Annotated in this window: 22 protein-coding genes; 7 read left to right on the plus strand and 15 right to left on the minus strand. The window is 59.7% G+C overall.

The genetic code is table 11. From position 1 onward, the window contains the following. The first annotated feature begins 103 nt into the window (after positions 1-103). The 5 genes from JFT44_RS19675 to JFT44_RS19695 are packed head-to-tail and all read left to right on the plus strand — an operon-like array spanning position 104 to position 4288. Positions 104-886 (plus strand): transporter substrate-binding domain-containing protein, encoded by a 783-nt coding sequence (locus JFT44_RS19675; RefSeq protein WP_120731945.1) that lies wholly within the window; start codon positions 104-106, stop codon positions 884-886. A gap of 60 nt (positions 887-946) precedes the next feature. After that, positions 947-1675, plus strand: coding sequence for an ABC transporter permease (locus JFT44_RS19680; RefSeq protein ID WP_057439877.1), 729 nt, complete (start codon positions 947-949; stop codon positions 1673-1675). Further along, positions 1672-2382 carry an ABC transporter permease gene (locus tag JFT44_RS19685; protein WP_057958712.1) on the plus strand — a complete coding sequence of 237 codons (711 nt, stop codon included), beginning with the start codon at positions 1672-1674 and terminating at the stop codon, positions 2380-2382. Before JFT44_RS19680 ends, JFT44_RS19685 begins: the two co-directional genes overlap by 4 nt. 9 nt (positions 2383-2391) lie before the next feature. Next, positions 2392-3510, plus strand: a complete 1119-nt coding sequence (locus JFT44_RS19690) for a succinylglutamate desuccinylase/aspartoacylase family protein (RefSeq protein ID WP_057958711.1) — start codon at positions 2392-2394, stop codon at positions 3508-3510. Positions 3511-3523: 13 nt separating this feature from the next. Then, positions 3524-4288, plus strand: a complete 765-nt coding sequence (locus JFT44_RS19695; RefSeq protein ID WP_115127539.1) for an ABC transporter ATP-binding protein — start codon at positions 3524-3526, stop codon at positions 4286-4288. A 186-nt stretch (positions 4289-4474) separates the two neighbouring features. On the opposite strand, the gene JFT44_RS19700 is transcribed toward JFT44_RS19695, so the two are convergent. Together JFT44_RS19700 and dcd are read right to left on the minus strand one after the other, a co-directional pair. Beyond that, positions 4475-4672, minus strand: coding sequence for a hypothetical protein (locus JFT44_RS19700; protein WP_029297182.1), 198 nt, complete (start codon positions 4670-4672; stop codon positions 4475-4477). Positions 4673-4779: 107 nt separating this feature from the next. After that, complete coding sequence (dcd, locus tag JFT44_RS19705; protein WP_003219273.1) at positions 4780-5346, minus strand: dCTP deaminase; 567 nt, start codon at positions 5344-5346, stop codon at positions 4780-4782. Between the two features lie 392 nt (positions 5347-5738). Between dcd and JFT44_RS19710 the strand changes: the two genes are divergently transcribed. Then, complete coding sequence (locus JFT44_RS19710; protein ID WP_002554837.1) at positions 5739-5948, plus strand: cold-shock protein; 210 nt, start codon at positions 5739-5741, stop codon at positions 5946-5948. A 189-nt stretch (positions 5949-6137) separates the two neighbouring features. Here the strand turns inward: JFT44_RS19710 and rpoS are convergent, their stop codons facing one another. The 8 genes from rpoS to JFT44_RS19750 all read right to left on the minus strand — a co-directional run bounded on the left by rpoS (position 6138) and on the right by JFT44_RS19750 (position 13256). Continuing rightward, on the minus strand, positions 6138-7142 hold the full coding sequence (gene rpoS / locus JFT44_RS19715; protein WP_057958709.1) for an RNA polymerase sigma factor RpoS: 1005 nt from the start codon (positions 7140-7142) through the stop codon (positions 6138-6140). A gap of 105 nt (positions 7143-7247) precedes the next feature. Continuing rightward, entirely contained in the window at positions 7248-8081 is an 834-nt protein-coding gene (locus tag JFT44_RS19720) for a peptidoglycan DD-metalloendopeptidase family protein (RefSeq protein WP_057958708.1), read from the minus strand. A 211-nt stretch (positions 8082-8292) separates the two neighbouring features. After that, a complete protein-coding gene (locus tag JFT44_RS19725) occupies positions 8293-8928 on the minus strand; it encodes a protein-L-isoaspartate(D-aspartate) O-methyltransferase (protein ID WP_169865481.1) in 636 nt (211 codons plus the stop codon). A gap of 41 nt (positions 8929-8969) precedes the next feature. Then, on the minus strand, positions 8970-9719 hold the full coding sequence (surE, locus tag JFT44_RS19730) for a 5'/3'-nucleotidase SurE (protein ID WP_057958707.1): 750 nt from the start codon (positions 9717-9719) through the stop codon (positions 8970-8972). Continuing rightward, entirely contained in the window at positions 9707-10765 is a 1059-nt protein-coding gene (gene truD, locus JFT44_RS19735; protein ID WP_169990175.1) for a tRNA pseudouridine(13) synthase TruD, read from the minus strand. Before truD ends, surE begins: the two co-directional genes overlap by 13 nt. Continuing rightward, positions 10762-11235 (minus strand): 2-C-methyl-D-erythritol 2,4-cyclodiphosphate synthase, encoded by a 474-nt coding sequence (ispF, locus tag JFT44_RS19740; protein ID WP_029297241.1) that lies wholly within the window; start codon positions 11233-11235, stop codon positions 10762-10764. Before ispF ends, truD begins: the two co-directional genes overlap by 4 nt. A gap of 54 nt (positions 11236-11289) precedes the next feature. Continuing rightward, entirely contained in the window at positions 11290-12135 is an 846-nt protein-coding gene (fghA, locus tag JFT44_RS19745; RefSeq protein WP_057958705.1) for an S-formylglutathione hydrolase, read from the minus strand. Between the two features lie 8 nt (positions 12136-12143). After that, positions 12144-13256: an S-(hydroxymethyl)glutathione dehydrogenase/class III alcohol dehydrogenase gene (locus JFT44_RS19750; RefSeq protein WP_198831048.1), complete on the minus strand. Its 1113-nt coding sequence runs from the start codon at positions 13254-13256 to the stop codon at positions 12144-12146. A 109-nt stretch (positions 13257-13365) separates the two neighbouring features. On the opposite strand from JFT44_RS19750, the gene JFT44_RS19755 reads away from it, so the two are divergent. Next, positions 13366-14262, plus strand: a complete 897-nt coding sequence (locus JFT44_RS19755; RefSeq protein WP_038446476.1) for a LysR substrate-binding domain-containing protein — start codon at positions 13366-13368, stop codon at positions 14260-14262. Between the two features lie 127 nt (positions 14263-14389). Here JFT44_RS19755 and ispD read toward each other — a convergent pair whose 3' ends face one another. The 5 genes from ispD to JFT44_RS19780 form a co-directional block, all read right to left on the minus strand. Further along, positions 14390-15097: a 2-C-methyl-D-erythritol 4-phosphate cytidylyltransferase gene (gene ispD, locus JFT44_RS19760; RefSeq protein WP_198831049.1), complete on the minus strand. Its 708-nt coding sequence runs from the start codon at positions 15095-15097 to the stop codon at positions 14390-14392. Beyond that, entirely contained in the window at positions 15094-15372 is a 279-nt protein-coding gene (gene ftsB, locus JFT44_RS19765; RefSeq protein ID WP_029297251.1) for a cell division protein FtsB, read from the minus strand. The genes ispD and ftsB overlap by 4 nt, the downstream gene beginning before the upstream one ends. Positions 15373-15543: 171 nt before the next feature. Beyond that, complete coding sequence (gene eno, locus JFT44_RS19770; RefSeq protein ID WP_029297253.1) at positions 15544-16833, minus strand: phosphopyruvate hydratase; 1290 nt, start codon at positions 16831-16833, stop codon at positions 15544-15546. 156 nt (positions 16834-16989) lie between these two features. Then, entirely contained in the window at positions 16990-17835 is an 846-nt protein-coding gene (gene kdsA, locus JFT44_RS19775; RefSeq protein ID WP_057439889.1) for a 3-deoxy-8-phosphooctulonate synthase, read from the minus strand. Between the two features lie 5 nt (positions 17836-17840). Further along, positions 17841-19472, minus strand: coding sequence for a CTP synthase (locus JFT44_RS19780; protein ID WP_057439891.1), 1632 nt, complete (start codon positions 19470-19472; stop codon positions 17841-17843). Positions 19473-19688: the final 216 nt, after the last annotated feature.

The raw sequence follows: 19688 nt of genomic DNA on the forward strand, positions 1-19688 counted from the left end.
AGAACTATGGTGCAGAAATTGCTACTTGCGATTCGTCTGACACCGTTCAGTAACAGTCCTAATCGCGCCACAAGCGCTTATCTTGGTTCCCAGGGATTACCTAATGAAAAAAGCATTGCTGACCCTTTCTGCACTTGCACTGTGCATGGCCGCCGGTACCGCCTTGGCCAAGGAATACAAAGAATTGCGTTTTGGTGTGGACCCTTCCTATGCGCCATTTGAATCCAAGGCCGCCGACGGCAGCCTGGTGGGCTTCGATATCGACCTGGGCAATGCCATTTGTGCGGAGCTGAAGGTCGCCTGCAAGTGGGTGGAAAGTGACTTTGACGGCATGATCCCGGGCCTGAAAGCCAAGAAGTTCGACGGTGTGATTTCGTCCATGACCGTGACCCAGGCCCGCGAGAAGGTCATCGACTTCTCCAGCGAGCTGTTTTCCGGGCCGACCTCCTATGTATTCAAGAAAGGCTCGGGCCTGAGCGAAGACATGGCCTCTCTCAAGGGCAAGACCGTCGGCTATGAACAAGGCACCATTCAGGAAGCCTACGCCAAGGCTGTGCTGGACAAGGCCGGAGTGAAAACCCAGGCCTACCAGAACCAGGATCAGGTCTATGCCGACCTGACCTCGGGCCGCCTGGATGCGTCGATCCAGGACATGCTGCAGGCCGAACTGGGCTTTCTGAAATCGCCACAAGGGGCGGGCTATGAAGTCAGCAAGCCCGTAGACAGCGAATTGCTGCCCTCCAAGACCGCAGTCGGCATCGCAAAAGGTAACAAAGAGCTCAAAGCCCTTCTGGATAAAGGTATCAAAGCGTTACACGATGATGGCACCTACGCCACCATCCAGAAAAAACACTTCGGCGATCTGAACCTGTACAGCGGCAAATAACGCTGCGGCGCCCGCCGCTCCAAGGGGTGGGCGCACTACCGATTGCCAAAGGCGTACCCCATGTTTGAAGACCTGTTGCAGACCCTCGGGCTTGGCGCGTTCAGCTTGAAAGGGTTTGGCCCGCTGTTGCTGCAAGGCACCTGGATGACCATCAAGCTGTCGGTGCTGTCCCTGGCCGTCAGCGTGCTGCTGGGGCTGATCGGCGCCAGCGCCAAGTTGTCGAGCCTGGCGCTGTTGCGCATTCCCGCGCAGCTGTACACCACCTTGATTCGCGGCGTGCCGGACCTGGTGCTGATGCTGTTGATTTTCTACAGCCTGCAAACCTGGCTGACCAGCTTCACCGACTACATGGAATGGGAATACATCGAGATCAACCCGTTCGGCGCCGGGGTGATTACCCTGGGCTTTATCTACGGTGCGTATTTCACCGAGACTTTTCGCGGCGCGATCCTCGCCGTGCCCCGCGGCCAGCTCGAGGCCGCCACGGCCTATGGCCTCAAGCGCGGGCAGCGCTTTCGCTACGTGACCTTCCCGCAAATGATGCGCTTCGCCTTGCCGGGCATTGGCAATAACTGGATGGTGATGCTCAAGGCCACGGCACTGGTGTCGATCATCGGCCTGGCCGACGTGGTCAAGGCTGCCCAGGATGCCGGCAAAAGTACCTACCAACTGTTCTTTTTCCTGGTGGTGGCGGCCTTGATCTACCTGGCCATTACCAGCGCATCAAACTTCGTCCTGCGCAGGCTGGAAGCCCGTTACGCCGCCGGCTCACGGGAGGCCGTGCGATGATCGAACTGTTGCAGGAGTACTGGCGGCCTTTCCTCTACAGCGATGGCAACCATATGAGCGGCCTGGCCATGACGATGTGGCTGCTCACGGCCTCTATCTGCATGGGTTTCGTGGTGTCGATCCCGTTGTCCATTGCCCGTGTCTCGCCCAAGCGCTGGGTCCGTTGGCCGGTGCAGTTCTACACCTACCTGTTTCGCGGCACACCGCTCTATATCCAGCTGCTGATCTGCTACACCGGTATCTACAGCCTCGCTGCGGTTCGCGCACAACCATTGCTGGATGCGTTTTTTCGCGACGCGATGAACTGCACCCTTCTGGCCTTTGCCCTCAACACCTGCGCCTACACCACGGAAATCTTCGCCGGAGCCATCCGCAGCATGGCCCATGGTGAGGTCGAAGCGGCGAAAGCCTATGGCCTGAGCGGCTGGAAACTCTACGCCTACGTGATCATGCCGTCGGCCCTGCGCCGTTCATTGCCGTACTACAGTAATGAAGTGATCCTGATGCTGCACTCGACGACGGTAGCCTTTACCGCGACGATCCCGGACATCCTCAAAGTCGCCCGGGACGCCAACTCGGCCACCTTCCTGACTTTCCAATCGTTTGGTATCGCTGCGCTGATCTACCTGACCGTGACCTTTGCCCTGGTCGGTCTGTTTCGTCTGGCGGAGCGGCGCTGGCTGGCCTTTCTCGGGCCGAGCCATTAAGGAGCCCCTATGCGGCAACAGATTCATCCCCTCCTCGCCCCCGTGCCAGGCACGGCACGGCAGATTCACAGTTTTCACTTCGGGCCAGAGCAGGCCGAAGGCAAAATCTACATCCAATCCTCGCTGCACGCCGACGAACTGCCCGGCATGCTGGTGGCCTGGCACTTGAAGGTACGCCTGGCGGAACTGGCTGCAGCCGGCCGCCTGCGCAGCGAAATCGTGCTGGTGCCGGTGGCCAATCCAGTGGGCCTGGAGCAAGTGCTGATGGACATTCCCCTGGGCCGCTACGAGCTGGAGAGCGGGCAGAATTTCAATCGCCTGTTTGTCGACCTCAGTGACGAGGTCGGCAATCAGGTCGAGGGCCGGCTGGGGGATGATCCAAGGCGCAACGTCGCGCTGATCCGCGACAGCCTGCGCCAGGCCCTCGACCGCCATGTACCGGCCACGCAGTTGCAATCCCAGCGCCTGGTGCTGCAACGTCTGGCCTGTGATGCCGATATGGTGCTGGACCTGCATTGCGACTTCGAAGCCGTCGCCCACCTTTACACCACCCCCGAGGCCTGGCCGCAGGTCGAGCCGCTGGCCCGTTACATCGGCGCCGAAGCCTGCCTGCTGGCCACCGATTCCGGGGGGCAATCCTTCGATGAGTGTTTCACCCTGCTCTGGTGGCAATTGCAGCAACGTTTTGGCGAGCGCTTCGAGATTCCCCAGGGCAGTTTTTCCGTGACCCTGGAGTTGCGCGGCCAGGGCGATGTCAATCACGGCCTGGCCAGTCTCGATTGCCAGGCGATCATCGACTATCTGATCCGATTTGGCGCCATCAGCGGCGAACCTGCACCCCTGCCCGACTTGCCCTACCCCGCCACGCCGCTGGCTGCCGTCGAACCGGTGGCAACCCCGCTAGGTGGCTTGCTGGTGTTCCACGCGCTGCCAGGGGAATACCTGGAGGCCGGGCAGTTGGTCGCCGAGGTCATTGACCCCATTCACGACCGCGTCACCCCCGTTCACTGCCGCCATGCCGGCCTGATGTACGCCCGCTCGCTACGGCGCATGGCCACGGCCGGGATGGTGATTGCCCATGTCGCCGGCCTTACGCCCTATCGCAGCGGCTATCTACTATCGCCTTGAGGATGCACGCCCCATGTACAAACTGACCGTTGAAGGCCTGCATAAAAGCTATGGCGACCATGAAGTGCTCAAAGGTGTTTCGCTAAAGGCCAAAAGCGGTGATGTGATCAGCCTGATCGGCGCCAGCGGCTCGGGGAAAAGTACCTTCCTGCGTTGCATCAACTTTCTTGAACAACCCAATGACGGCGCCATTAGCCTGGATGGCCAGCCGATCCGCATGGTCAGCGACCGCCACGGCATGCGCGTGGCCGACGAAGCCGAGCTACAGCGCCTGCGCACCCGCCTGGCGATGGTGTTCCAGCACTTCAACCTGTGGAGCCATATGAGCGTGCTGGAAAACATCAGCATGGCCCCCCGCCGGGTCTTGGGTTGCAGCAAAAAGGACGCCGAGGACCGTGCCCGGCGTTATCTGGACAAGGTAGGGCTGCCGGCACGAGTGGCCGAGCAGTATCCGGCGTTCCTCTCGGGGGGCCAGCAACAGCGAGTGGCGATCGCACGCGCCCTGGCGATGGAGCCGGAGGTGATGCTGTTCGACGAGCCGACATCGGCCCTCGACCCGGAACTGGTGGGGGAAGTGCTGAAGGTGATCCAGGGTCTGGCTGAAGAGGGGCGGACCATGATCATGGTGACCCACGAGATGAGTTTTGCACGCAAGGTTTCCAGCCAGGTGCTGTTTTTGCACCACGGACTGGTGGAGGAGGAAGGCACGCCGGAAGACGTACTGGGCAACCCGAAAAGCGAGCGTTTGCGGCAGTTTCTAAGTGGCAATCTGAAGTAAGAGGCCAAGACAAGAGGCCTTACTGTGGCGAGCAGGCTCGCCCGTGTTGGGCTGCGTAGCAGCCCCTGTAACGTTGCCGCCTGTCTTCAGATACACCGCGGCGCCAGGTTTCAGGGCTGCTGTGCAGCCCAACGCGGGCAAGCCCGCTCGCCACCACAAAAGCTACCAGCGGTTTGTGGAGGCCTGTCAGGCCACTGGCGCGGGTGGTGGCTCATCCGGCAGGGTCGGCACACCAGGCTCGGTGGGTTGTTCCGGGGTATCGGGGTCAGGCTGGCCAGGTATGCCGCCGGCGGCGGGGTCGGCCATCAGGGACCAGGCCAGAACACCAATCTGGTTGGGTTCAAGCCGGGCAAGTTCGGCGCTGATTCGCGGGTCGATCTTCATAGGGTACTCCTCAAGCGTGGCTCGGCGCGCTGTGCACGCGCCGAGGCAGTACTCCCAATAGAGTGCCTGCCCGCTGACAAATTCCCTTGCTCTGTAAGACGTTTCGATCAGGTGCGTGGCAGGGTGACGCCGCGCTGGCCCTGGTACTTGCCGCCACGGTCTTTATAGGACACTTCGCACTCTTCGTCGGATTCGAAGAACAGCATCTGTGCGACGCCTTCATTGGCGTAGATCTTGGCCGGCAAGGTGGTGGTGTTGGAAAACTCCAGGGTCACGTGGCCTTCCCATTCCGGCTCAAGCGGAGTCACGTTGACGATAATGCCGCAGCGCGCGTAGGTGCTCTTGCCCAGGCAGATGGTCAGCACATTGCGCGGAATACGGAAGAACTCGACAGTGCGCGCCAGGGCAAAGGAGTTTGGCGGGATGATGCACACGTCGCTCTTCACATCGACGAAACTCTTTTCATCGAAATTTTTCGGATCGACGGTGGCCGAGTTGATGTTGGTGAACACCTTGAACTCATCGGCGCAACGCACATCGTAGCCATAGCTGGAAACCCCGAACGAAATCAGGCGCTCGGCGCCCTCTCCGCGCATCTGGCGCTCGACGAAGGGTTCGATCATGCCGTGCTCTTGCGCCATGCGGCGAATCCACTTGTCCGATTTGATGCTCATGGCGGGTGTCCTGAATAGCGAGGTGGAAAATTCTGTTGGGCATCTTACCGGGGCTGGCCTCGCGGTTCAAAGGACGCGGGGGTTTTTCTTGATTAAGTTGCGCCCGATCACTGTCAGCCGTATGGGGCGGGCCCTGCCCCTGAATTAAAGGGCCGCAGGCCTGTAAAAGGCACCGCCAGTCACGAAAATAGAGAAACCTTCGGAAATACCATTGGCACGTTCCGGAAAAAGGGTTAAGGTGGCGCCACTGTGCTGCTTGTGTCACTGAGAATCTCTACACGATATGTTGAATTTCGATCCAACCATCTCCAAGAATTTTTCCTGCTCTTTGCACTCAGTCTCGGCCAGGGCTTTTCCTGAGTCGCAGTTAACTTTGTCCAAGGAGATACACCATGTCTAATCGCCAAACTGGTACCGTTAAGTGGTTCAACGATGAAAAAGGCTTCGGCTTCATCACTCCACAATCCGGTGACGACCTGTTCGTTCACTTCAAAGCTATCCAATCCGACGGCTTCAAAAGCCTGAAAGAAGGCCAACAGGTTTCTTTCATCGCTACCCGCGGTCAGAAAGGCATGCAAGCTGAAGAAGTTCAAGTTATCTAACTTGTACTGACTTAGTCGAAAGAACCCCGCCCTTAAAAGCGGGGTTTTTTTATGCCTGGAATTTGATGCTGCCCTTGCCAGCGAGAGCCGCCCTCAAGGTCGCCATCGTCGGCAAGCCGGGCTCCCACAACGCAAAACGCCCGGTGCATTCCCATGCACCGGGCGTTCTCATAGCTACCTTACAAGCCGTTACTGAAACAACGACTCACTCGACAAGCCATTCTTCTCCAGGATCTCCCGCAAACGCTTGAGACCCTCAACCTGGATCTGCCGCACCCGCTCGCGGGTCAAGCCGATCTCCAGGCCAACATCCTCCAGGGTACTGCTCTCATGGCCACGTAGACCGAAGCGGCGAATCACCACTTCGCGCTGCTTGTCCGTCAGCTCCGAAAGCCATTGGTCGATGCTCTGCGACAAGTCATCGTCCTGCAACAGCTCACACGGATCCGTTGGTCGGTCATCCGTCAGGGTGTCCAGCAGGGTTTTATCGGAATCCGGACCCAGCGAGACATCGACCGAAGACACACGCTCATTAAGACCCAGCATGCGCTTGACCTCTCCCACCGGTTTTTCCAGCAGGTTGGCGATCTCTTCAGGCGATGGTTCATGATCCAGCTTTTGAGTGAGCTCACGTGCTGCCCGCAGGTACACGTTAAGCTCCTTGACGACATGAATCGGCAACCGGATGGTCCGGGTCTGATTCATGATTGCCCGTTCGATGGTCTGGCGAATCCACCAGGTAGCGTAGGTCGAGAAGCGAAAACCCCGCTCGGGGTCAAACTTCTCCACTGCCCGGATCAGGCCGAGGTTGCCCTCTTCGATCAAGTCCAACAGGGACAGCCCACGATTGACATAGCGTCGGGCGATTTTCACCACCAGTCGCAGATTGCTTTCAATCATGCGCTTGCGCCCAGCAGGATCACCCTTTTGCGACAGTCGCGCAAAATGGACTTCTTCTTCGGGAGTGAGCAAGGGGGAAAAGCCGATTTCATTGAGATACAACTGGGTCGCATCGAGCGCCCGGGTGTAATCAATGTACTTATGCTGTTTTAACGCTGTGGAGTTTTTGGACTTGGTACGAACTGAAGGTACAGCGGGTCCCTCATTCGACATCGAATCCGTACCGATGCCGGTCTCCATAAGGAGAACCTCATCGTCGATGTCAAACTCCGGCGCTTCTTTACTGAGAGCCATTGTTATAGTCCTTTGGTGAGTTCGACCTCAAGCTCAAGCGACGCCTTTATCCTTGGCAACGCTGGAGCCTGTTCCTTCTACGTGAGGGAACAGGCTGACAACACATCAACGCCGGGGTAGGAATTGCAGTGGATCTACAGGCTTACCTTGGCGGCGAATCTCAAAGTGCAGTTTCACCCGGTCTGTACCAGTTGACCCCATCTCGGCAATTGTCTGTCCGACTTTGACTTGCTGCCCCTCCCGAACCAACAACCTGCGGTTATGACCGTAGGCACTGACGTAGGTATCGCTGTGTTTGATGATGACCAATTCGCCGTAGCCCCGTAAACCACTCCCGGCGTATACAACAGTCCCATCAGACGCAGCTAAAACAGGCTGTCCCAAATCCCCGGCGATATCAATGCCTTTATTCAAACTACCGTTTGAAGAGAATTTTCCAATAAGAATGCCATTTGAGGGCCATCCCCAACCCTTCGGCGCAGGCCCCACAGGTGGCAACGGCGCGGGTGCCGGCTTCCTCGCAGCCGCCGGCGCAGCGGTGCCTGCAGGCCGGGTGAAGACCGTCGTCTTGCTGGAAGAAGAAGCCGAGGAACCGGATTTTGTCACAACTGCCGTGGGTGCCGAACCCGTGCGCCCATCGAAACGTATCGTTTGCCCCGGATGTATCGTATAGGGCACCGGGATGTTGTTCCGCGCGGCCAGCGCCTTGTAATCCCAACCATAACGGAAGGCGATCGAGAACATAGTATCGCCCTTGCGCACCACGTACTGCCCGGTGGTCACCGTAGGCCGCTGCGGTGCCGCGCTATTGCGGTCGACGACCCGTGCCCCGCCGCCTGTGTTGGAACAGGCAGCCAACAAGGAACTCAAGACAAGGCCAATCACCAGTCGCTGAAAGCTCGTTTTACTCATACGCTGCGCAATGACTGTGAGACTCACCCGCCGCTCCCTTTGTGGTGGCTGAAACATGAACGCCTGTATCAGGCTTGAAATATGTCGCCAGTATAACTGGCTGCCGGACTTTAACCGGCAACAAGGTAGAAACGAAAAATTCATCTCGTTAAGTAACTACCCAACTTGATGTTGACTCAATGAACCCCGCTGTAAGACACATACCCGGCAATAGAATTCAGTGCGCCGTCATAAATGATCAGGCCAGCGGCCCATTAAGTAACGGCACAAAACGCACTGCCCCCAGGACATGCCGCGAAAAACCTTCTTCTTCGCGCACAATCAACATCAGTTGCTGCACTTCACCCGACCCGACCGGAATCACCAGGCGCCCACCCGGGGCCAGTTGGTCGAGAAGCGCCTGAGGCACATCCGTGGCCACGGCCGTCACGATGATGCCGTTATAGGGCGCCAATGCCGGCCAGCCCTCCCAGCCGTCCCCCCAGCGAAACACCACATTGCGCAGGTTCAATTCCACCAGGCGCTCCTTGGCCCGGTCCTGCAGGACCTTGATCCGCTCGACGGAAAACACCCGCTCCACCAACTGCGAGAGCACGGCGGTCTGGTAGCCGGAGCCGGTGCCGATTTCCAGCACTTTGTCCAGCGGACCCGCCGCCAGCAGCAGCTCGCTCATGCGCGCCACCATGTAGGGCTGGGAGATGGTCTGGTTATGGCCAATGGGCAGCGCGGTGTCTTCATAGGCGCGATGGGCCAGGGCCTCATCGACAAACAGATGACGCGGGGTACGACGGATGACTTCCAACACCTGGGCGTTGGACAGCCCCTCTTCGTAGAGCCGCTGGATCAATCGCTCACGGGTGCGCTGGGAGGTCATGCCGATGCCACGGCGCAACAGGTCGTCCTGTTCACGAGCCATCAGCGCAGCCCCTCCAGCCAGGGATCGAGACCACCGAAGGCATCATTGAAGGTGCGATCAAGTTGTAACGGGGTAATCGAAACATAACCTTGCATCACCGCATGAAAGTCCGTGCCCGGCCCGCCATCCTCGGCGTCGCCCGCTGCAGCAATCCAGTAGCCTTCCCTGCCACGGGGATCGACCACTTTCAGCGGTGCCGCGGCGCGGGCGCGATGGCCCAGGCGGGTCAACTGGATACCGCGAATATGGTCCAGGGGCAGGTTGGGGATATTGACGTTGAGCACTGTACGTGGCGGCAGCACCAGGGTGTCGTGGGCCTCCACCAGTTTGCGCGCGAAGTACGCGGCGGTCGCCAGGTTATCCACCTGGCGCGACGCCAACGAAAAGGCAAATGCCGTGCGTCCCAGGAAACGCCCTTCAAGGGCCGCCGCCACGGTGCCGGAGTACAACACGTCATCGCCCAGGTTGGCGCCCAGGTTGATCCCGGAAACCACTAAATCCGGCTCATCGACCAGCAAACTGTTGATCGCCAGGTGCACGCAATCGGTCGGCGTGCCATTTACGCTGATAAAGCCGTTGGCCAACGTTTGCGGGTGCAAAGGACGGTCGAGCGTCAGCGAACTGCTGGCGCCGCTTTTGTCCTGGTCCGGTGCAACCACCACGCACTCGGCGTAATCGGCCAGCGCAGCATGAAGCGCGGCAAGGCCGGGGGCGGTGACCCCGTCGTCGTTAGATATCAGAATACGCATGGGCTGTCCGTCTGCCCCACCGGCACCAGATCAACAAGCTCGCGCACCAAAACAGTGGCGAAGCATCCGGCCGGCAGGACGAATTCCAATTGCAGAATGTCAGTCTCGGGATAATGCCACGTCAACCCGCCAATGGGCAGTCGCAGAATGCGTCGCTCCTGACTCATGCCGGCTTTGGCCAGCCAATCGCACAGGTCTGCTTCGCTCGCTGCGACGGTTTGCTCCAGCGCATGGGTGGCGCCGCTGGCGGGCGATTCGCCTTCACCCCACTGCGGGCCGGTGGGATGCAGGTCGAGGATGGCCAGGCGCGGATCGCTGCACTCCGCCTCCCCGGCCGGGAAAAAGCTGCGGCTGTCGGTGAACGCCAGCAAGTCACCGACCTGGGCGCGCTGCCATGAACCATCGGCAACCCGCGCCGCCAGCACTTTATTGAACACAAAGCTGCGCGCGGTCGACAGCAGGCGCGAACGCACATTGCGCTGCTCCGGCAAGGCCTTGCGGGTCGCCCAGTCGCGGGCATCGACGACGTTACCGCCGTTATGGCCAAACCGCTGGGCGCCGAAATAGTTGGGGATACCCTGTTGGGCGATCAGTTGCAGGCGCGCATCGATCGCGGCGTGGTCACCGACCAGTTGGGTCAGGCGCAGGGTAAAACCGTTGGCCGCATGGGCGCCACGCTGCAACTTGCGCTTGTGGCGGGCGGTCTTGAGGATCTTCAGGGTGTCGTTTTCCGCCGCGCTCAGGTCTGGATCGGCCTTGCCGGGCAGTTGCACGCTGAACCACTGGCGGGTCAGCGCCTGGCGATCCTTGAGGCCGGCATAGCTGACCGTGCGCAAGGGCACGCCGGCAGCCTTGGCAATGCGCCGCGCGGCCTCTTCGGTGTTCAGGCCACGCTTTTCCACCCACAGCCACAGGTGCTCGCCTTCGCCGGTCAGCGGGATATCCAGCACCTCGTCCACCTGGAAGTCCTCAGCCGTCGCCTTGAGTACCGCGCTGCCCAGTGCTTCACCATAGGCCCGCGGCCCCAACAGTTGCAGGTCGTTCATGCGCGCAGCAACAAGGCGACGGAGTGCACGGCGATGCCCTCTTCTCGACCGGTAAACCCGAGTTTTTCGGTGGTGGTGGCTTTCACGTTGACTTGATCCAGTTCTATTTGCAGATCGGCGGCAATCACTGCGCGCATCGACTCGATATGCGGGGCCATTTTGGGCGCCTGGGCGACGATGGTGTTATCGACATTACCGACCTTCCAGCCCTTGGCATGGATCAGGCCGACCACATGCCGCAGCAGCACGCGACTGTCCGCGCCCTTGAAGGTGGGATCGGTGTCCGGAAAGTGTTTACCGATATCCCCCAACGCCGCCGCGCCGAGCAAGGCATCGCTCAAGGCATGCAGCACAACGTCGCCGTCGGAATGAGCCAGCAACCCATGGTGGTGCGCAATGCGCACGCCGCCCAGGGTGATGAAGTCGCCTTCGGCGAAACGGTGCACATCATAGCCGTGGCCAATACGCATAAAAAAACGCCCCGAGTTAATTCAGGGCGTGATTCTACCTACTTTTGCCGGACATTAACCGAGCAAAGCACGTCCATGATGACGCAAGTGGTCCTCGATGAAGCTGGCGATAAAGAAGTAGCTGTGGTCATAACCCGGCTGCAGGCGCAGCTCCAGCGGATGGCCGGCGGCCTTGGCGGCTTGTTGCAAGGCCTCGGGCTTGAGCTGGGTGGCGAGGAAGTCGTCGCGATCGCCTTGGTCCACCAGCAACGGCAGTTTTTCCGAGGCTTCGCTGATCAGCACGCAGGCATCCCATTCGCGCCACTTCGAACGCTCTTCCCCCAGGTAGCGGGAAAAAGCCTTCTGCCCCCAAGGGCAATCCATCGGATTGTTGATCGGCGAGAACGCCGACACCGACTGGTAGCGCCCAGGATTGCGCAAGGCACACACCAGCGCACCGTGGCCGCCCATGGAGTGCCCGCTGATGCCACGCTTGTCGGAAGCCGGGAAATGCGCTTCAACCAACGCCGGCAATTCCTGCACTACATAGTCATGCATCCGATAGTGCTTGCTCCACGGCTCTTGCGTGGCATTCAAGTAAAACCCGGCACCCAGGCCAAAATCCCAGGCATTCTCCGGATCGCCCGGTACACCCGGCCCACGGGGGCTGGTGTCCGGCGCGACGATGATTATTCCCAGTTCGGCCGCCATACGTTGCGCGCCGGCCTTTTGCATGAAGTTCTCATCGGTGCAGGTCAGCCCCGACAGCCAGTACAGCACCGGCAACTTGCCGCCCTGCTCCGCCTGGGGTGGCAGGTAGACGGCGAAGGTCATGTCGCAGTCCAGCACATCGGAATGATGTTTGTAACGCTTATGCCAGCCGCCGAAGCTCTTCTGGCATGACAGGTTTTGCAGACTCATGGCCGACCTCAGAAATGGATGACGGTACGAATGCTCTTGCCTTCATGCATCAGGTCGAACGCCTTATTGATATCTTCCAGGCCCATGGTGTGGGTGATGAAGGTATCCAACGGGATTTCGCCGCTCTGGGCCATTTCCACGTAGCTTGGCAACTCGCTGCGGCCACGCACGCCACCGAAGGCCGAACCGCGCCAGACGCGACCGGTCACCAGATGGAAGGGACGGGTGGAAATTTCCTGGCCGGCCCCGGCGACACCGATGATCACCGACTCGCCCCAACCTTTGTGGCAGCACTCCAGGGCCGCGCGCATCAGTTGGACATTGCCGATGCACTCGAAGGAAAAGTCCACGCCACCGTCGGTCAAATCGACGATAACGTCCTGGATCGGCCGGTCGTAGTCTTTCGGGTTGATGCAGTCGGTGGCGCCCAGTTGCTTGGCGATTTCAAACTTGGCCGGGTTGATGTCGATGGCGATGATACGGCCGGCCTTGGCCTTCACTGCACCGATCACAGCCGACAAGCCAATCCCGCCGAGGCCGAAGATGGCCACGGTATCGCCCGGCTTGACCTTGGCGGTGTTGATCACCGCACCAATACCGGTGGTGACGCCGCAGCCCAGCAGGCAGACTTTTTCCAGCGGAGCTTCTTTAGGAATCTTGGCCACGGAGATTTCCGGCAACACGGTGTATTCGGAAAAGGTCGAAGTACCCATGTAGTGGAAAATCGGCTGGCCCTTGTAGGAGAAGCGCGTAGTGCCGTCCGGCATCAGGCCTTTGCCCTGGGTTGCGCGGATGGCCTGGCACAGGTTGGTCTTGCCCGACAGGCAGAACTTGCACTTGCCGCACTCCGGGGTGTACAGCGGGATCACGTGGTCACCCACGGCTACCGAGGTCACACCCTCGCCAATCGCTTCCACTACCGCACCGCCTTCATGGCCGAGGATCGACGGGAAAATACCCTCCGGGTCGGCGCCCGACAGGGTGTAGGCATCGGTATGGCAAACCCCGGAGGCAACCACGCGCAGCAGGACTTCACCAGCCTTGGGCATGGCGACATCCACTTCCACGATCTCCAGTGGTTTCTTGGCTTCAAAGGCGACAGCGGCGCGTGACTTGATCATCCGGGTTTCTCCTGGGGCTTAAAAAGTAAGACGGGCAGTGTAAAACATGGCTCATTGATTAATAATCCAGACAAAAGCAAAACATTATTGCTGTACTGGGATAATCACCATGCTTGAAAACCGCTGGGAAGGCATTGATGAGTTCGTCGCCGTGGCCGAGTGCAGCCAATTTACCGCTGCCGCCGAACGCCTGGGCGTGTCCTCGTCCCATATCAGCCGCCAGGTGGCACGCCTGGAAGAACGCCTGCAAACCCGCCTGCTCTATCGCAGCACCCGGCGCGTCACGCTGACCGAGGCCGGGCAGACCTTTCTGCAACATTGCCAACGCCTGCAAGACGGACGCGAAGAAGCCTTGCGCGCGGTGGGCGACCTGACCAGTGAACCCAAGGGTATGTTGCGCATGACCTGCGCCGTGGCTTATGGCGAACGTTTTATCGTGCCGTTGGTAACACGCTTCATGGGGCTTTATCCGCAATTGCGGGTGGATATTGAACTGAGCAACCGCCCCCTCGACCTGGTGCATGAAGGCTTGGACCTGGCGATTCGCCTGGGCCGCCTGCAGGATTCACGAATGGTCGCCAGCCGCCTGGCGCCGAGACGCATGTATCTCTGTGCGTCGCCGTCCTACCTGGAGCGGTACGGGCGCCCCCATAGCTTGTCGGAACTGAGCCGGCATAACTGCCTGATCGGCAGTTCGGATATTTGGCAGCTGGCGCAGGACGGACGCGAATTTTCCCAGCGCGTGCAGGGAAACTGGCGCTGCAACAGTGGGCAAGCGGTGCTGGATGCGGCGTTGCAAGGGGTGGGGTTGTGCCAGTTGCCGGACTATTACGTGCTGGAGCACTTGCACAGCGGCGCGCTGGTTTCACTGCTTGAAGCCCATCAACCGCCGAATACGGCAGTGTGGGCGCTGTATCCGCAACAGCGGCATTTATCGCCAAAGGTGCGCAAGTTGGTGGAGTTCTTGAAGGAGGGGTTGGCTGGGCGGCCGGAGTATGGCGGGTGATCTGGGGTGTCAGGCCTGGCCTCATCGCAGGCAAGCCAGCTCCCACACCTGACCGCATTTCTACATGAATACGCGGTCAGGTGTGGGAGCTGGCTTGCCTGCGATGAAGTCACCTCGGTCCAGCAGCCTACCGGCGATTAGCCCACCGCAACCTAAGCCACTCCAGATCCTCCGGCCGCGTCACCTTGATATTGTCCGCACGCCCTTCCACCAGGCGTGGCGCCTGGCCAGACCACTCCATGGCCGAGGCTTCATCGGTGATGAGCGCATCAGCCACCAGGCTATCGGCCAACGCGCGGTGCAAGGCGCCGAGGCGGAACATTTGCGGGGTGTAGGCTTGCCAGATCAGGCTACGGTCAATGGTTTCCACCACCCGCCCCCGCTTGTCGACACGCTTGAGGGTGTCGCGGGCCGGTACGGCGAGCAAGCCACCCACTGGGTCGTCCGCCAACTGCATCAATAACGTGTCGAGGTCTTCGCGGCTCAGGTTCGGCCGCGCAGCATCGTGCACCAGCACCCAGTCGTCATCGCTGGCGCCCAGGGCATTGAGTTGCAGCAGTGCATTGAGCACCGAGCCTGAGCGCTCTGCCCCGCCGTCCGCGCGCTGGATACGCGGGTCGGCAGCACACGCCAGGTTGGGCCAGTAAGGATCATCGACCGCCAGACTGACCACCAGCCCCTTGAGGCTCGGATGGTCGAGAAAACAGCCAAGGCTGTGTTCGAGAATAGTGCGCCCGCCCAACTGCAGATACTGCTTGGGACGGTCCGCGGCCATACGGGCACCGACGCCCGCGGCAGGAATCACGGCCCAGAAGGCCGGCAAACAGGCGCTCATTGGGCCAACTGGTAGAGGGTTTCGCCCTCCTTGACCATGCCCAATTCATGACGAGCCCGCTCTTCAACGGTCTCCATGCCTTTTTTCAACTCAAGCACTTCGGCATCGAGCACACGGTTGCGCTCCAGCAACACCTCGTTCTCGGCGTGCTGCGCGGCAATTTGCTGGGTCAGGTCGGTCACCTGCGCCAGACTGCCATTGCCCACCCAAAGGCGGTACTGCAGGCCAGCCAGCAGCAAGAGCAGGACGAGGAACAACCAATTGGGACTGCGCATCGAATATCGGGTATCCAGTGAAAAAAGACAGCCATGCAAAACTTTTGAAGCAACTGATAGCACGAAGCCTGGAAGACCCAGGCTTGTGCTTGATAGGCATCAGATTAGTGCGCAAATTCACTCTACAGCGAGTTTTCCGACACAATCCTTTGTCTTTTTACCATCAACTACTCAGCCGCGAAACTCGCCACGACCGTTGTATTTGGCTTTTCCGCCCAGTTGCTCTTCGATACGCAGCAATTGGTTGTACTTGGAAACGCGGTCGGAACGGCACAGGGAACCGGTTTTGATCTGGCCCGCCGAGGTGCCCACAGCCAGGTCGGCAATGGTCGAATCTTCGGTTTCGCCGGAGCGGTGGGAGATCACGGCGGTATAGCCCGCAGCCTTGGCCATCTGGATGGCTTCCAGGGTTTCGGTCAGGGTGCCGATCTGGTTGAACTTGATCAGGATCGAGTTGGCGATCTTCTTGTCGATGCCTTCTTTCAGGATCTTGGTGTTGGTCACGAACAGGTCGTCACCGACCAGTTGGATCTTCTCGCCGATCTTGTCGGTAAGAATTTTCCAACCGTCCCAGTCAGACTCGTCCAGGCCGTCTTCGATCGAGATGATCGGGTAGCGCTGGGTCAGGCCCTTCAGGTATTCCGCGAAACCTTCGGAGTTGAACACCTGGCCTTCGCCGGACAGGTTGTACTTGCCATCTTCGTAGAACTCGCTGGCCGCGCAGTCCAGGGCCAGGGTCACGTCGGTGCCCAGCTTGTAGCCAGCGTTGGCCACGGCTTCGGAGATCACTTTCAGTGCATCTTCGTTGGACGCCAGGTTCGGTGCAAAACCACCTTCGTCACCCACTGCAGTACTCAGGCCACGGGCCTTCAGTACCGCTTTGAGGTGATGGAAAATCTCGGTACCCATGCGCAGGCCTTCGGAGAAGGTCTTGGCGCCCACTGGCTGCACCATGAATTCCTGGATATCGACGTTGTTGTCTGCGTGCTCGCCACCGTTGATGATGTTCATCATTGGGACTGGCATCGAGTACACGCCCGGAGTGCCGTTCAGATTGGCAATGTGCGCGTACAGCGGCAGGTCCTGGTCCTGGGCGGCAGCCTTGGCAGCTGCCAGGGATACAGCGAGGATCGCATTGGCGCCGAGGCTGCCTTTGTTTTCAGTGCCGTCGAGCTTGATCATCGCGTGATCGAGGGCTTTCTGGTCCAGCGGGTCCTTGCCCAGCAACAGGTCGCGGATCGGACCGTTGATGTTGGCTACTGCCTTGAGGACACCCTTGCCCAGGTAACGGCTCTTGTCGCCATCACGCAGTTCCAGCGCTTCGCGCGAACCGGTGGAAGCACCGGACGGCGCGCAGGCGCTGCCGATGATGCCGTTATCGAGAAGCACGTCGGCTTCGACGGTGGGGTTGCCACGGGAGTCGAGAACTTCACGACCTTTGATGTCGACGATTTTTGCCATTGTTGTAAACACTCCAAAGTTGACGAAAACGACGCAGCTGAAGGAAATCTTTTGACCGACCGCAAGGGTGGAACAACGGGGCAGGCTTGCAGACGACAAGACTCAGGCCCGGGGGCCTGAGCATAAAGCGCGGAAAGTTTACCGGAGAAACGCGGGTTACGCGGTCTCTACCGTCGGAAAACTCTTGACCAGTTCGTCCAATTGCTTGAGTTGGGCCAGGAATGGCTCCAGCTTGTCCAGGCGCAGAGCGCAAGGACCGTCGCACTTGGCGTTGTCCGGATCCGGGTGGGCTTCCAGGAACAGGCCTGCCAGGGACTGGCTGATACCGGCCTTGGCCAGATCCAGTACCTGGGCACGTCGGCCACCGGCGGAATCGGCGCGACCACCAGGCATTTGCAGCGCATGGGTCACGTCGAAGAACACCGGGTATTCGAACTGTTTCATGATGCCGAAACCAAGCATGTCCACCACGAGGTTGTTGTAGCCGAAGCTCGAACCACGCTCGCAGAGGATCAACTGGTCATTACCCGCTTCCACGCACTTGTTCAGGATGTGTTTCATCTCCTGGGGCGCGAGGAACTGGGCTTTCTTGATATTGATCACAGCGCCGGTCTTGGCCATCGCGACGACCAGGTCGGTCTGGCGCGACAGGAAGGCCGGCAACTGGATGATGTCGCATACCTCGGCGACCACACCAGCCTGTTCAGGCTCGTGGACGTCGGTGATGATCGGCACGCCGAAGGCTTGCTTGATGTCCTGGAAGATCCGCATGCCTTCTTCAAGGCCCGGGCCGCGATAGGAGGTCACGGACGAACGGTTCGCCTTGTCGAAGCTGGCCTTGAATACATAAGGGATACCCAATTTCTCGGTAACCTTTACGTACTCTTCACAGACCTGCATCGCCATGTCGCGGCTTTCCAGCACGTTCATGCCGCCAAACAGCACCATGGGCTTGTCGTTGGCAATTTCGATGTCGCCTACGCGAATGATCTTCTGGGCCATCAGGTTTACGCCTTCTTCTGATGTTGCGTCAGTGCTGCTTTAACGAAACCGCTGAACAACGGGTGACCGTCGCGCGGCGTCGAAGTGAACTCAGGGTGGAACTGGCAAGCGACGAACCATGGATGATCCGGGGCTTCGACCACTTCAACCAGCTTGCCATCACCGGAGCGACCGGAGATTTTCAGGCCAGCCGCTTTGATCTGCGGCAGCAGGTTGTTGTTCACTTCGTAACGGTGACGGTGACGCTCGACGATCACGTCCTTGCCGTAGCAGTCGTGCACCAGCGAGCCGGACTCCAGCAGGCAATCCTGTGCGCCAAGGCGCATGGTGCCGCCCAGGTCGGAGCTTTCGGTACGGGTTTCGACAGCGCCGGTGGCATCTTCCCACTCGGTGATCAGGCCCACGACCGGGTGGCCGCTGGTGTGATCGAACTCGGTGGAGTTGGCGTCTTTCCAGCCCAGCACGTTACGAGCGAACTCGATAACGGCCACTTGCATGCCCAGGCAGATACCCAGGTAAGGCACCTTGTTCTCACGAGCGTACTGCACGGCAGTGATCTTGCCTTCCACGCCACGCAGGCCGAAACCGCCTGGCACGAGGATCGCATCCACACCTTCGAGCAGCGCGGTGCCCTGGTTTTCGATGTCTTCGGAGTCGATGTAGCGCAGGTTGACCTTGGTACGGTTGCTGATGCCCGCGTGGCTCATCGCTTCGATCAGCGACTTGTACGCGTCCAGCAGCTCCATGTACTTGCCAACCATGGCGATGGTGACTTCGTGCTCAGGGTTGAGCTTGGCGTCAACCACCGCTTCCCACTCGGACAGGTCCGCGCCATTGCACTGCAGGCCGAAACGCTCGACCACAAAATCATCCAGGCCCTGGGAATGCAGGATGCCTGGGATCTTGTAGATGGTATCGGCGTCTTCCAGGGCAATCACCGCACGTTCTTCAACGTTGGTGAACTGGGCGATCTTGCGACGCGAGGAAATGTCGATCGGGTGATCGGAGCGGCATACCAGCACGTCCGGCTGCAGGCCGATGGAACGCAGTTCCTTGACCGAGTGCTGGGTAGGCTTGGTTTTGGTTTCGCCAGCGGTGGCGATGTACGGCACCAGGGTCAGGTGCATCAGCATCGCGCGCTTGGCGCCGACTTCGAAACGCAACTGGCGGATGGCTTCGAGGAACGGTTGGGATTCGATGTCACCCACGGTGCCACCGATCTCGACCATCGCCACGTCAGCATCGCCTGCACCCTTGATGATGCGGCGCTTGATTTCGTCGGTGATGTGCGGGATCACCTGGATGGTTGCACCCAGGTAGTCACCACGGCGCTCCTTGCGCAGCACGTGCTCGTAGACACGGCCGGTGGTGAAGTTGTTGTTCTGGGTCATGGTCGTGCGGATGAACCGCTCGTAGTGGCCCAGGTCCAGGTCGGTCTCGGCGCCGTCGTGGGTGACGAACACTTCACCGTGCTGGAACGGGCTCATGGTGCCCGGGTCGACGTTGATGTACGGGTCCAGCTTGAGCATGGTGACCTTAAGTCCCCGCGCCTCCAGGATGGCCGCCAACGAAGCGGAGGCAATGCCTTTCCCCAATGAAGAAACAACACCGCCCGTGACGAATATGTAGCGCGTCATGAAAAACCCTAGAAGTCTGCGTTAAAGCGGTCGGAGCCGCCGGGGAAAGCGAAGGAAGGCCGAAGCCCCCGATCACCTGCATTAATCACAGTGCACCTTTCAAAAAAACCGCCGCGTTGTGACAGACCAGCAATGGAACACCGGTACGTTGATCGCTACACATTTTTTGGAATCGCCCAGCAAAGACTGCTTGGTAATCGGCAACAACTGTGTTTC

The organism is Pseudomonas sp. MF5691 (genome assembly GCF_016405645.1).
Taxonomy (GTDB): domain Bacteria; phylum Pseudomonadota; class Gammaproteobacteria; order Pseudomonadales; family Pseudomonadaceae; genus Aquipseudomonas; species Aquipseudomonas shahriarae.